Raw genomic sequence first — 13,815 nt, forward strand, 5'->3', positions numbered from 1 at the left:
CGCTCGCAGTCGCCTTCTTAAAATATCTCCCCGCGATTGACCCGCGGCCGCTTCCTTGAGTTCTTTTCGGAGTGCAGCAAGGAGTTCTTCACGTTCTGCTCCGCAGGGCCGGAGAGGGGGGAGAGCCAAAGAAAACCACCGCCCACGGGGATCGCGGTTGCGTGAACTCGCTGGTGGCGGCGGACCATCTCAATTACACACTGGCTTCCAACGCCCACGTGGAGCGGCACCACGCACAGTGCGGGTGCGGCTGAATAGACGGCGCGCGTTGGTGAAGCGACGAAAGGATATCCGTGAGCGATACGGACAAGACCGCAGCACAGGATCTCGCGTCCCTGAAGCTGCCGGAATTGCGCAAGCTGGCTGCGGAGCGCGGACTTCGCGGCGTCTCCGGACTGCGCAAGGGGGATCTCATCACCGCACTGACCACCGGCCAAGTGCCGGCGCGCGGCGCGAAGGCCGCTGCCCAAGCGGAGCCCAAGAAGGACGAACAGCCGCGCCGCGCTACCCGCAAGGCTTCTCGCCCTGCCGGCGCCGCAGACCAGGACTCCGAGCAGCCGGAGCAGGATAAGAAGCGCAAGCAGGACCAGCCGAAGCAGCAGACTGATGAAGCTGCCAAATCTGACAAGGCTGATAAGTCCGAGCACAACGACGGTAACGACGAGTACCGCTACGAGTCCCGCTCCCAGGCTCGCCGCGCCCGCCGCAACCGCGCCCGCCGCCAGGAGCGCGAGGCCCGCGAAGAGGCCAAGGGCAACGGCAACGGAAATAGCAACGAGGCCGAGGCCAATAACGGCAAGTCCGAGGACAACCAGTCCCGCGGTGGAAACAACTCCGATAACGGCGATCGCGGCAATGGCAATAATGGTGGCAATAACGGTGGCGGCCACAATAATAACCGCCGCGACAACCACCGCAACGACGATGACAACAATGGTGGCGGCCGCCGCAACCGCCGCAACCGCCGTAACCGCCGCGGGCGTGACCGCGATGGTGGCGGCAATGGTGGCAACGATCTGCAGATCCGCGAGGGCGATGAAGTACAGGTAGTCGGCGGCATCCTGGAGGTCGTGGACAACAACGTGGCCTTCCTGCGCACCACCGGCTACCGCGCGGCCAGCTCCGATGTTTTTGTTAACAACAACCTTGTGCGCCGCCTGGGGCTGCGCTCTGGCGACGCGCTGACCGGCAAGGTCAAGGTTTCTGGCCCGACCCACACCCACGGCAACGGCCGCAACCGCCGCAAGTACAACCAGCTGGTGGAGGTCGACACCGTCAACGGACTGGATCCGTCGACTGCGAAGGACCGCCCGGACTTCTCCAAGCTCACCCCGCTTTACCCGAACCAGCGCCTGCGCTTGGAGACGGACCCGAAGATCCTCACCACCCGCGTCATCGACCTCATCATGCCGATTGGTAAGGGCCAGCGCGCGCTGATCGTCTCCCCGCCGAAGGCCGGTAAGACGACGATCCTGCAAAACATCGCCAACGCCATCGCCACGAACAACCCGGAGTGCTACCTCATGGTGGTCCTCGTGGACGAGCGCCCCGAAGAGGTCACGGACATGCAGCGCAGCGTCAACGGTGAGGTCATCGCCTCCACCTTTGACCGCCCGCCGTCAGAGCACACCTCCGTGGCGGAGCTGGCCATCGAGCGCGCCAAGCGCCTGGTGGAGCAGGGCAAGGACGTCGTCGTCCTCCTCGATTCCATCACCCGCCTGGGCCGCGCCTACAACAACTCCTCCCCGGCGTCGGGCCGCATCCTGTCCGGTGGTGTGGACTCCAACGCCCTGTACCCGCCGAAGCGCTTCTTGGGTGCTGCCCGCAACATCGAAAATGGTGGTTCGCTGACCATCATCGCCACCGCGATGGTGGAAACCGGCTCCACCGGTGACACGGTCATCTTCGAGGAATTCAAGGGCACCGGCAACGCCGAGCTCAAGCTCGACCGCGCCATCTCCGAGCGCCGCATCTTCCCGGCCGTGGACGTCAACCCGTCCGGCACCCGCAAGGACGAACTCCTCCTGGTTCCGGAGGAGGCGCGCATCATGACCAAGCTGCGCCGCATCCTTTCCGGCCTGGATTCCTTTGCTGCCATCGATTTGCTGATCAAGCAGCTCAAGAAGACCCGCTCCAACGGCGAATTCCTCATGCAGGTGGCCTCGTCTGCGCCCATGGCGGCAGATATGGATGAGGAGGACTACAAATAATGTCGAACCAGGTTTCCCTCGTTGATGACATCGTCTCCGAGTACCAGGGCATCGAGATGCAGATGGCTGACCCGGACGTAGCCGGAGATCAGAAGCAGTTCCGCATGCTGTCCAAGCGCTACGCTGAACTGCGCCCCATCGTTGCTGTCAACGATGATCTTGTCCAGGCCCGCCAAGACCTGGCCGACGCCAAAGAGATGGCCTATGAGGACCACGAGTTCCAGCCCGAGGTTGAGCGCCTCGAACCGCTCGTCGTGGAACTGGAGGAGAAGCTCGCGGATCTGCTTGCTCCGCGCGATGAGCAGGACTCCGAGGACATCATCATGGAGATCAAGGCCGGTGCCGGCGGCGAAGAGGCAGCACTTTTCGCTGGCGACCTAGCCCGCATGTACGAGCGCTTCGCCGACAAGGCCGGCTTCCAGTGGGAGGTCCTGGGCCTCAACGAGTCCGACCTCGGTGGCGTCAAAGACATGTCCATCTCCTTCAAATCCAAGACCCCGTCTCGTGATGGCGCGTGGAGCGTGTTCAAGTTTGAGGGCGGCGTCCACCGCGTGCAGCGCGTTCCGGTGACCGAGTCCCAGGGCCGCATCCAGACCTCCGCAGCCGGTGTGCTGGTCTACCCGGAGCCGGAAGAAGTCGAAGCAGTCAACATCGATGACAAGGACATCCGCGTTGACGTCTACCGTTCCTCCGGTAAGGGCGGCCAGGGCGTGAACACCACCGACTCCGCCGTGCGCATTACCCACCTGCCCACGGGCCTGGTGGTGACCTGTCAGAAGGAGCGCTCCCAGATCCAGAACAAGGCGCGCGCCCTGCAGGTGCTGCAAGCCCGCCTGGATCAAATGGAGCGCGAGGCACGCGAGGCCGAGGCCGGCGAGCAGCGTGCATCCCAGGTGCGCACCATGGACCGCTCTGAGCGCATCCGCACCTATAACTGGCCGGAGAACCGCATTACCGATCACCGCATCGGCTACAAGGCAAATAACCTCGACTCCGTTCTCAACGGCGACATGCACGACCTCATCGAGGCCCTGCAGGCCCAGGAGCGCGCCGAGCGCCTCGAGGCCGAGGGATAGAAGGCCAAGGCACGGTTATTAGCGGTGACTTTTCACACCTATAGGGAGGCGCTTCGTGATGCCACGGAGCGCCTTCGCGCTGCCGGGGTGCCTTCACCCGAATGGGACGCGCGCCTGTTGGCCGCCCACCTCATCCACTGCGGGCACATGGACATCCCCCTCGACGAGCAACCGATCCCCGGTTTTGACGTGGCCTATGGGGCGTTGGTGGGGCGTCGTGAAGCGCGCGAACCACTCCAGCACATCCTGGGCGTCGCGTGGTTTGGTCCGCTCGAGCTTGAGGTTGGCCCGGGCGTGTTCATTCCACGCCCGGAAACGGAAGTGCTCGCCGACTGGGGAGTTAAATCTCTGAAGAGATTTAACTCGTACGGGACAAAGGAATTTAACTCGCAGCCTCCCCGCGTCGTGGACTTGTGCGCTGGGTCCGGAGCGCTCGCGCTCTACGTTGCGCACTACGTGCCACAGGCCGAGGTGTGGGCGGTGGAGCTTGCCGACGCCTCCCTGGCCTACACCCGCCGCAACGCCGCAACCGCAGTGCACGGCGGGGCGGGAACCGTACACGTGGTCCAAGGGGATGTCACCGAGGCGGACCTCTTGTCGGAGCTGCACGGCACCGTTGACCTCGTGCTGACGAATCCGCCATACGTACCGGAGACCCCGGACCTGGAACCGGAGGTCTACCAGGATCCTCACGAGGCAGTGTTCGGGGGAGTAGATGGCATGGAAACCATCAACGCGATGATCCCGACCATCGCTGCGCTGCTGCGCCCCGGTGGCCGCGTGGGCATCGAGCACGACGACGACACCTCCCAACAGGTGCAGGAAGCCCTGCGCGCGCATGGAGGATTTAGCCACATCGAGGTGCTCAAGGATCTCACTGGCACCGCCCGCTTTGTCACGGCACAGCGGGGAGTACAGTAGAGTGGTCGAAGATTGGTCGACAAGCCGACACGAACGGGATTAAAGGAGAGACCAATGCAGGGACAGATTTATAACTGTGCGGACGCCGCCGAGCGCGAAGAAGGAATGGCTTTTGCCGTCAAGGCAGCCAAGTCGGGGCGGCTCGTGGTCATGCCCACCGATACGCTCTACGGGCTGGGCTGCGATGCCTTTGATAACGACGCCGTGGCTAGCCTGCTGGCCACCAAGCACCGCGGCCCAGACATGCCGGTACCGGTGCTCGTGGGCTCCTGGGATACCGTCAAAGGCCTCGTCGCGTCGTTGGATGATACCGCCCAAACGCTGATCGAGGCCTTCTGGCCGGGCGGACTATCCATCGTCGTCCCGCAGGCGCCGTCGCTTCCCTGGAACTTGGGCGATACCCGCGGCACGGTGATGCTGCGCATGCCGCTGCACCCCATCGCCATCGAGCTTTTGCGTGAGGTCGGCCCCATGGCGGTGTCCTCCGCGAATATCTCTGGCCAAACCCCACCCACCACGGCGATTGCCGCCAAGCAGCAGCTGGGTAAGGCCGTCACCGTCTACCTCGACGGGGGAGAAGCAGAGGTAGGAAAGCCATCCACCATTATCGATCTGTCTGGCTCCCGCCCTTATCTTTTGCGCGAAGGCGCATTGAGCGCTGAGCAGATCGGAGAGGTCATCGGAGTATCCGCAGAGTCCTTGCGCACCCGCCCGAGCGCCCAATCCTCTTAAGGAGACATCAGTGGCTGGAACCGGAGTGCCGCTGCGCGAGCTAGCGTTGGTGATCTTTGTCGCGGCGGCGTTTACCTACCTCACCACCGGACTGGTGCGTACCTTCTTAGTGCGCATCGGACAGGTGGCGGAGATTCGCCTGCGCGATAGTCACTCCCAGCCAACACCGCAGCTCGGCGGGGTGGCGATGTTCACGGGTTTTGCGGCCGCCGTCTATCTCGCAGGCCAGCTTCCAGCCTTGACTCGCGGCTTTATGCCCGTCACGCCTGAGATGAACGCCGTGCTGTGGTCAGCCGCAGCCATTGTCCTCGTGGGCGTGGTGGATGACTTGGTGGAGCTGAGCGCTCTGGTCAAGCTCATCGGTCAGCTCGTGGCCGCGGCCATCATGAGCGGATTGGGGCTGACGTGGACGCTTCTCTTCTTGCCTTTTGGTGATGGAACTACGGTCATCCTGGACCAGGTCCAGGGGACACTCTTGACCACATTCTTCACCGTGCTGCTCATTAACGCCATCAACTTCGTCGACGGGCTCGACGGTTTGGCGGCCGGGCTGGGCATGATCGCCGGCGGCGCCATCTTGGTCTTCTCGCTGACGGTTTTGCACGACCAGGGCGGTGCGGTGTCTGCGTATCCGCCGGCGATTATCGCCGCCGCGCTTGTTGGAGTGTGTGCCGGATTCCTCCCTCACAACTTTGAGCCCTCCCGCATCTTCATGGGGGATAGCGGTGCGATGCTGATTGGTTTGCTCCTTGCGGCGGCGTCGACGTCCGCCTCCGGCAAGATCAACATGTCGTTGTACGGCACCGTGGATATTGTGGCGTTGATGTCACCCGTCATCGTCGTGGTCGCCGCGGTCTTTATTCCAGTCTTGGACCTTGTCTGGGCGGTCATTCGCCGCGTATCGCAGGGGCGCTCGCCTTTCGCTGCCGATAAGGCACACATTCACCACCGGCTGCTCTCCTTGGGGCACACGCACCGACGCACAGTACTGGTGCTTTATTTATGGGTCTCCGCGGTGGCGTTTGGGGCCGTCTCCTTTTCTATCGTTCCGGCCCCTGCGGCCGTGGCTTTGGCGGTTCTCGCGCTTGGCGTGGCCTTCGGTGTGACCCTGATTCCGCTGCGCCAGGGCAAGATTGGGCGTCGGCCGCGGGCTACCAGTGTGGTGCTGGAAACTGATCCTTCCTGAGGTAGGGTATGGGGCTGTGACTGATTCAACGACCTCCGAAGAGCTTTCGCCCTACGACGATCATCGTCGCCCCCTGAAGCGCGCCCTGCGCCTCGGGGTCATCGGCCTTATCGTCGTAACCATCGCGTCCTTATCCATCTGGGGTGGCGTTCGCGGGGTGCCCGGAATTTGGGGAGTACTCGTCGGTGCGGCCATCGGCGGCGGCTTCGTGCTCTTTACCGCGGCCTCGGTGCTTATTACCGCACGCACGACACCCTCGACGACGATGGCTGTGGTCCTAGGTGGCTGGTTGCTTAAGGTCGTCATCCTCATCATGGTGTTGTTGCTGATCAAGGACCTAGAGTTCTACGACACGATGGCCCTCTTCGTCACCGTCCTACTGGCGCTGGCGGTGACGTTGGGAACTGAGGTATGGGGTGTGGTCACCTCCAACGTGACCTACGTGTCTTAGCCTTTCTCGACCTTTTTCAGTGAGCCACTGCTCCCGGTGACCCCGGGAGGGTGGCTTTTTGTGTAGCGAAATGACGCCGCTTCGGGCGCTCATTACCCCCGTCAAGGTGGGAAAACGCGGGTGTGTGACCAAATACACTTAGTAGGGTTTTGGCAGAATGTGGGCGTTTTATGCGGCCGCACGGCGCTGGGCTGTGCCTTTAGGTTCACAACGCTGCCCCCACGTGCGAAAACTTGAGGGCGAACTGATAGCATTCTCTTCGGGTTACCGCGGGTTAGCGTCATGCTATCCCGAAAAAGTACGGTTTATCCTTGCCCTGTTTACGCTGATGTGCGACGGAGTCCGTGAGCAGGGCAAAGAGCTTGAGACGTCCATCGCACCACATAGCCTTCGACAAGCTGTGTGGCCCGAACACGGGAGAGAACGCTGAGCGTTACGACATTGGCCATGAAGGGTGAGTTTCACGCACCCGAACTGGATCCAGAATTTTTCCCGGGGCACGTAACCGAAGATGGTGGAGTCGTCGATCTTCTTTTCGCCGATTTCGCCAACGGTTGGTTCGCTTTGGATCGCATCATGCTGGTCCGCCTGTTTATGGCGGCTATCTTGGTGCTCCTTTTTGTTGTCGCCTTCAGGAACCCGAAGCTGGTTCCTAAAGGATTGCAGAACGTAGCGGAGCATGCGATTGACTTCGTACGAATTCACATCGCAGAAGACATTTTGGGCCGTAAGGAAGGACGTCGTTTCCTTCCGATCCTGGCCACGATCTTCTTCGGTGTTTTGTTCTGGAACGTAGCAACTATTGTTCCAGCCCTAAACATCTCTCCGAATGCTCGTATTGGTATGCCAATCGTGCTGGCAGTCGTTGCGTACATCGCCATGATTTACGCCGGCGCAAAGCGCTTTGGCTTCGGCAAGTTCGTCAAGTCCTCGGTGGTTATTCCTAACCTTCCGCCGTTGCTGCACGTGCTTGTTGTACCGATTGAGGCTTTCTCTACGTTTGTCATGCGTCCAGTCACGCTGGCTCTTCGTCTTATGGCGAACTTCCTGGCTGGCCACCTCATTTTGGTCCTGTTGTACTCGGCAACGAACTTCTTCTTCTTCCAGTTCAACGGTTGGACCGCACTGAGTGGCCTCACTCTGGTCGCAGCGGTTCTGTTCACGCTGTACGAAATTATCGTCATCTTCCTGCAGGCATACATTTTCGCCCTGCTGACGGCGGTATACATCGAACTGTCGCTGCATGCAGATTCGCACTAACAACAACGCGAACCTCGCGGTTAACTAAATACCCCAGAAATCACCACTTCCCCCGCGGAACAATTCGCGGGAAAACATTGAAAGGGAACGACTTTCATCATGAACGAAATCATTCTTGCTCAGGCTGCTGACGAGTCCACCCTCAAGGGCCTCGGCGCTATCGGCTACGGCATCGCAACCATCGGCCCGGGTCTGGGCATCGGTATCCTCGTCGGCAAGACCGTCGAGGGCATGGCTCGCCAGCCGGAGATGGCCGGCCAGCTGCGTACCACCATGTTCCTGGGTATCGCCTTCGTTGAGGCCCTGGCACTTATCGGCCTCGTTGCAGGCTTCCTGTTCTAAAGAGCGCTTTACACAAAGTAAATCGAACTTTAAGAACGGAGCCCCATGAACAACGTCATTTACTACCTTGCAGCAGAGGGAAGTGAGCACCTGCCGCTGGAGAGCGGCAACTCCATCCTTCTGCCCAAGATGTACGACTTGGTCTGGTCGATCATTCCGTTCGCCATCATCCTGATTGTGTTCTGGAAGCTTGTTCTTCCGGCATACAACAAGATGCTGCAGGAGCGTGAAGACCGGATCGAAGGTGGCCTTAAGCGTGCGGAGGCTCAGCAGGCCGAAGCAAAGGCCGCTCTGGAAAAGTACAATGCTCAGCTCGCTGATGCTCGAGCAGAGGCTGCGGAGATCCGCGAGCAGGCGCGCGAGCGCGGCAAGCTGATCGAGGCAGAGGCTAAGGAAGCTGCAGAGGAAGAGTCTCGTCGCATCCTGACCGCCGGCGAGAAGCAGCTTGAAGCTTCCCGTGCACAGGTCGTGTCTGAGCTGCGTTCCGACATCGGACAGAACTCCATCAACCTGGCAGAGAAGCTGCTCGGCGGCGAACTTTCGGACGCCACCAAGCAGTCCTCCACGATTGATAACTTCCTGTCCGAGCTCGACACTGTGGCACCGGCCGGAAAGTAGGCAACGATGAAGGCAGCTAGCCGCGAAGCACTCGCTACCGTTGAGTCCAAGCTGGATGAGTTCCTCTCCGGCGACCGCTCGGTGGCGACTGCTACCCAGGCAGGCCAGGACCTCTTCGAGGTGGTCCGCGTCCTCGACGGTGACCGCGAACTGCGTGTCGCGCTGACCGACGACGCCGCTACCTCCGAGGAGCGCAAGTCCCTGGCCCAGACCCTTTTCGGTGGAAAGGTCACCCCGGTTGCACTCCAGGTGCTGCAGGAGGCCGCCGCCGCACAGTGGTCGACGCCGCGTGATATCGCCCGTGGCCTCATCATCCTCGGCCGCCGCGCTCTGCTGCGTGGCGCTGAGTTTGAGGGCAAGCTGGGCCAGGTGGAAGACGAGCTCTTCTCCCTGTCGCGCGTGCTTGACCGCGAAGGCGAACTGACCCAGCTGCTTTCAGACCGTACTGCTACGTCCGATCGCAAGGTCGGGCTGCTGGCAAGCGTGCTCTACGGCAAGGTCACGATGGTTACTGAGGCGCTTGCGCTGCAGGCCATTGGCCGCCCGGAGCAGAACCCGATTGATGATCTCGCCGGTTTGGCGGACACCGCAGCCAAGCTGCAGGGCCGTACCATCGCGCGAGTGACCACCGCGGGTGAGCTGAACGATAGCCAGCGGGCAGCACTCGCTGAAAAGCTGGGCAAAATTTATGGTCGTGCGATGTCCATCCACTCTGAGGTTGACACCAGCCTCCTCGGTGGTATGACCATCCGCGTCGGCGACGAAGTCATCGATGGCTCGACGGCAGGCAAGATTGCTCGCCTTCGTGCGCAGATGGCATAAGCCGAAACGACAGAAACGATTAAGTAATTGCTGGAAGATACTACCGAGAGCAGGAAGAACATGGCGGAGCTGACGATCTCCTCCGACGAGATCCGTAGCGCGATTGCGAACTACACCTCGAGCTACTCCGCGGAGGCCTCCCGTGAGGAGGTCGGCGTGGTCATTTCGGCAGCTGACGGTATTGCGCAGGTTTCGGGCCTGCCGTCCGTCATGGCGAATGAGCTGCTCGAGTTCCCCGGCGGCGTGATTGGCGTCGCACAGAACCTTGACACCAACTCCATCGGTGTCGTGGTCTTGGGCAACTTCGAGTCGCTTAAAGAAGGCGACGAGGTCAAGAGGACCGGCGAGGTTCTCTCCATCCCTGTGGGCGAGGAATTCCTCGGCCGCGTAATTAACCCCCTGGGCCAGCCGATCGACGGCATGGGCCCGATCACCGCTGAAGAGGACCGCGTCCTCGAGCTGCAGGCACCGTCCGTGCTGCAGCGTCAGCCGGTGGAAGAGCCGATGCAGACCGGCATCAAGGCTATTGACGCGATGACCCCGATTGGTCGCGGTCAGCGTCAGTTGATCATTGGTGACCGTAAGACGGGTAAGACCGCTGTCTGTATCGACACCATCCTGAACCAGAAGGCTAACTGGGAATCTGGCGACAAGAACAAGCAGGTCCGCTGCATCTACGTCGCCATCGGCCAGAAGGGCTCCACCATTGCTGGTGTGCGCCACACCCTGGAGCAGCACGGCGCACTGGAGTACACCACCATCGTGGCGGCTCCGGCATCCGACGCCGCCGGTTTCAAGTGGCTGGCACCGTTCTCCGGTGCAGCTCTGGGTCAGCACTGGATGTACCAGGGCAACCACGTCCTGATCATTTACGATGATCTGACCAAGCAGGCTGAGGCCTACCGTGCGATTTCCCTTCTTCTGCGCCGTCCGCCGGGCCGCGAGGCTTACCCGGGCGACGTCTTCTACCTCCACTCCCGTCTGCTGGAGCGCGCTGCGAAGCTCTCCGACGACATGGGTGCAGGTTCCATGACGGCATTGCCGATCATCGAGACCAAGGCGAACGACGTCTCCGCCTTCATTCCGACCAACGTTATTTCTATTACCGACGGCCAGGTCTTCCTGGAGTCCGACCTGTTCAACCAGGGTGTCCGTCCGGCAATTAACGTCGGTGTGTCGGTCTCCCGTGTTGGTGGTGCCGCACAGACCAAGGGTATGAAGAAGGTCGCCGGTAACCTGCGTCTTGAGCTGGCTGCCTACCGCGATCTGCAGGCCTTCGCGGCCTTCGCATCCGACCTGGATCCGGCCTCCAAGGCTCAGCTGGAGCGCGGTGAGCGTCTCGTCGAGCTGCTCAAGCAGTCCGAGTCCTCCCCGCAGCCTGTCGAGTACCAGATGGTGTCCATCTTCCTCGCAGACCAGGGCATCTTCGACGTCGTTCCCGTCGAGGACGTACGCCGCTTCGAGAAGGAGCTGCACGATCACCTCAACTCTGCAACCCCGCAGGTGTTCGAGCAGATCCAGGGCGGTACCGCTCTGACCGACGAGTCCAAGGATGCACTTGTTGCAGCTGCTAAGGACTTCATTCCGTCCTTCCGCACGACCGAGGGCAACAACCTCGGCACCGAGGCACCGGTTGACCCGCTCGCCGCGGATGACGTGAATAAGACCGAGCTCAACGTCTCCCGCAAGACGGCCAAATAGAGTTTCGCACGCTCTAAGAATTAACCGTCTAGATAAAGAAGGGAGGAGCGAACACCATGGCTAATCTTCGTGAACTGCGTGACCGTATCCGGTCCGTCAATTCCACCAAGAAGATCACCAAGGCACAGGAGCTCATTGCTACCTCGCGCATTACCAAGGCTCAGGCCAGGGTAGAGGCGTCCCAGCCTTATGCACGTGAACTGTCTAACGTGCTCAACAAGCTGGCGGCGCACACGTCCCTGGATCACCCGATGCTCCGGGAACGCGAAGATGCAAAGGTGGCCGCCATTCTCGTGGTCTCTTCGGACCGCGGTATGTGCGGTGGCTACAACAACAACATCTTCAAGAAGGCGGCCGAGCTGGAAGCCCTGCTCAAGAGTGAGGGTTTCGAGACCGTCCGCTACGTGACCGGCAACAAGGGCGTTGGCTTCTACAAGTTCCGTGAGGCCGAGGTCGCAGGCAGCTGGACTGGATTCTCGCAGGATCCAACCTGGGAGAAGACGCACGACGTGCGCCGCCACATCATCGACGGCTTCGTTGCCGGTTCGAATGGCCAGGCCAAGACCCGCGAGGGTATTCACGTGGAGGGCGAGACCGTTCGCGGTTTCGACCAGGTCCACGTTGTGTACACCGAGTTCGAGTCCATGCTGACCCAGACCGCGCGTGTGCAGCAGCTGCTGCCGGTGGTACCGGTTATCGAGGAAGAGGACTACAACATGGGTGAGTCCGCGCTTTCCGACGCCGAGCCGAACAATCAGATCACTCCTGATTACGACTTCGAGCCGGATGCGGACACCCTCATGGACGCACTGCTTCCGCAGTACGTGTCCCGCCTCCTGTTTGCGATGTTCTTGGAGTCCTCGGCCTCCGAGTCCGCCGCACGCCGTACCGCAATGAAGTCTGCAACTGACAACGCAACCGAGCTGGTCAAGGACCTCTCGCGCGTGGCCAACCAGGCCCGTCAGGCGCAGATTACCCAAGAAATCACAGAGATCGTCGGTGGCGCTGGGGCGCTCGCCGAAAGCGCAGAAAGTGACTAGATTATGACTACAGCTCTGCAAGAGCAGAACACACAGTCGTCGGCTACCGCCGGCCGTGTGGTGCGTGTCATCGGTCCGGTCGTCGACGTGGAGTTTCCGCGTGGCGGGCTGCCGGCACTGTACAACGCACTGACCGTCGAGGTTTCCCTCGAGGCTGTTGCAAAGACCGTCACCCTTGAGGTCGCTCAGCACCTCGGTGACAACCTCGTCCGTGCCGTGTCCATGGCTCCGACCGACGGCCTCGTCCGCGGTGCCGCCGTGACCGACACCGGCAAGCCGATTTCCGTCCCGGTTGGCGATGTGGTCAAGGGCCACGTCTTTAACGCCCTCGGTGACTGCCTTGACCAGCCGGGTCTGGGCCGCGACGGCGAGCAGTGGGGCATCCACCGCGAGCCGCCGGCATTCGACCAGCTGGAGGGTAAGACCGAGATCCTGGAGACCGGTATTAAGGTCATCGACCTGCTGACCCCGTACGTGAAGGGCGGCAAGATCGGCCTCTTCGGTGGTGCAGGTGTGGGTAAGACCGTTCTTATCCAGGAGATGATTACTCGTATCGCACGCGAGTTCTCCGGTACCTCCGTCTTCGCCGGCGTCGGCGAGCGCACCCGTGAGGGCACCGACCTCTTCCTCGAGATGGAGGAGATGGGCGTTCTTCAAGACACCGCACTTGTCTTCGGCCAGATGGATGAGCCGCCAGGAGTCCGTATGCGCGTGGCTCTGTCCGGCCTGACCATGGCGGAGTACTTCCGCGATGTTCAGAACCAGGACGTGCTGCTGTTCATCGACAACATCTTCCGTTTCACCCAGGCCGGTTCTGAGGTGTCGACCCTGCTGGGCCGTATGCCTTCTGCCGTGGGTTACCAGCCGACTCTGGCTGATGAGATGGGTGTGCTGCAGGAGCGTATTACGTCCACCAAGGGTAAGTCCATTACCTCCCTGCAGGCCGTGTACGTGCCGGCCGATGACTACACCGACCCGGCTCCGGCGACCACCTTCGCCCACCTTGATGCCACCACCGAGTTGGACCGTGGTATTGCTTCGAAGGGTATTTACCCGGCAGTGAACCCGCTGACCTCTACCTCTCGTATTCTGGAGCCGTCCATCGTGGGCGAGCGCCACTACGAGGTGGCACAGCGTGTCATCGGTATCCTGCAGAAGAACAAGGAGCTCCAGGACATCATCGCCATCCTTGGTATGGACGAGCTGTCTGAGGAAGACAAGATCACCGTTCAGCGTGCTCGCCGCATCGAGCGCTTCCTGGGCCAGAACTTCTTCGTCGCAGAGAAGTTCACCGGCCTGCCGGGCTCCTACGTGCCGCTGGCCGATACCATCGATGCTTTCGAGCGCATCTGCAACGGCGAATTCGACCACTACCCGGAGCAGGCCTTCAACGGCCTGGGTGGCTTGGACGACGTCGAGGCTGCGTACAAGAAGCTGACCGAGAAGAAGTAGGGAG

General features: G+C 61.3%; 13 protein-coding genes. All 13 read left to right on the forward strand.

The window, feature by feature from the left end; translation table 11 throughout:
* The first annotated feature begins 293 nt into the window (after positions 1–293).
* The gene (gene rho / locus HMPREF2808_RS12040; RefSeq protein ID WP_070624886.1) at positions 294–2,210 is read left to right on the forward strand and encodes a transcription termination factor Rho; all 1,917 of its coding nucleotides are present in this window, start codon (positions 294–296) and stop codon (positions 2,208–2,210) included.
* Positions 2,210–3,286, forward strand: a complete 1,077-nt coding sequence (prfA, locus tag HMPREF2808_RS12045) for a peptide chain release factor 1 (RefSeq protein WP_070624887.1) — start codon at positions 2,210–2,212, stop codon at positions 3,284–3,286. Before rho ends, prfA begins: the two co-directional genes overlap by 1 nt.
* 24 nt (positions 3,287–3,310) lie before the next feature.
* The gene (gene prmC, locus HMPREF2808_RS12050) at positions 3,311–4,207 is read left to right on the forward strand and encodes a peptide chain release factor N(5)-glutamine methyltransferase (RefSeq protein ID WP_070624889.1); all 897 of its coding nucleotides are present in this window, start codon (positions 3,311–3,313) and stop codon (positions 4,205–4,207) included.
* A 54-nt stretch (positions 4,208–4,261) separates the two neighbouring features.
* Positions 4,262–4,939, forward strand: a complete 678-nt coding sequence (locus HMPREF2808_RS12055) for an L-threonylcarbamoyladenylate synthase (protein ID WP_070624892.1) — start codon at positions 4,262–4,264, stop codon at positions 4,937–4,939.
* Between the two features lie 10 nt (positions 4,940–4,949).
* A complete protein-coding gene (locus HMPREF2808_RS12060; RefSeq protein ID WP_070624894.1) occupies positions 4,950–6,125 on the forward strand; it encodes an MraY family glycosyltransferase in 1,176 nt (391 codons plus the stop codon).
* Positions 6,126–6,141: 16 nt separating this feature from the next.
* A complete protein-coding gene (locus tag HMPREF2808_RS12065) occupies positions 6,142–6,576 on the forward strand; it encodes a Cg1360 family ATP-synthase-associated protein (protein WP_070525176.1) in 435 nt (144 codons plus the stop codon).
* Positions 6,577–7,023: 447 nt separating this feature from the next.
* Positions 7,024–7,836, forward strand: a complete 813-nt coding sequence (gene atpB / locus HMPREF2808_RS12070; protein WP_070525178.1) for a F0F1 ATP synthase subunit A — start codon at positions 7,024–7,026, stop codon at positions 7,834–7,836.
* A 99-nt stretch (positions 7,837–7,935) separates the two neighbouring features.
* Positions 7,936–8,178, forward strand: a complete 243-nt coding sequence (locus tag HMPREF2808_RS12075) for an ATP synthase F0 subunit C (RefSeq protein ID WP_010187073.1) — start codon at positions 7,936–7,938, stop codon at positions 8,176–8,178.
* Positions 8,179–8,223: 45 nt separating this feature from the next.
* On the forward strand, positions 8,224–8,796 hold the full coding sequence (locus HMPREF2808_RS12080) for a F0F1 ATP synthase subunit B (RefSeq protein WP_046648931.1): 573 nt from the start codon (positions 8,224–8,226) through the stop codon (positions 8,794–8,796).
* Positions 8,797–8,802: 6 nt separating this feature from the next.
* Positions 8,803–9,618, forward strand: coding sequence for a F0F1 ATP synthase subunit delta (locus HMPREF2808_RS12085; protein ID WP_070563259.1), 816 nt, complete (start codon positions 8,803–8,805; stop codon positions 9,616–9,618).
* A gap of 60 nt (positions 9,619–9,678) precedes the next feature.
* Positions 9,679–11,319, forward strand: a complete 1,641-nt coding sequence (gene atpA, locus HMPREF2808_RS12090; protein WP_070528750.1) for a F0F1 ATP synthase subunit alpha — start codon at positions 9,679–9,681, stop codon at positions 11,317–11,319.
* Positions 11,320–11,375: 56 nt separating this feature from the next.
* Positions 11,376–12,359: a F0F1 ATP synthase subunit gamma gene (locus HMPREF2808_RS12095; protein ID WP_070531166.1), complete on the forward strand. Its 984-nt coding sequence runs from the start codon at positions 11,376–11,378 to the stop codon at positions 12,357–12,359.
* A gap of 3 nt (positions 12,360–12,362) precedes the next feature.
* The gene (gene atpD, locus HMPREF2808_RS12100) at positions 12,363–13,811 is read left to right on the forward strand and encodes a F0F1 ATP synthase subunit beta (RefSeq protein WP_070528745.1); all 1,449 of its coding nucleotides are present in this window, start codon (positions 12,363–12,365) and stop codon (positions 13,809–13,811) included.
* Positions 13,812–13,815: the final 4 nt, after the last annotated feature.

Source organism: Corynebacterium sp. HMSC078A10, from assembly GCF_001811565.1.
GTDB classification, from domain to species: Bacteria; Actinomycetota; Actinomycetes; order Mycobacteriales; family Mycobacteriaceae; genus Corynebacterium; species Corynebacterium hesseae.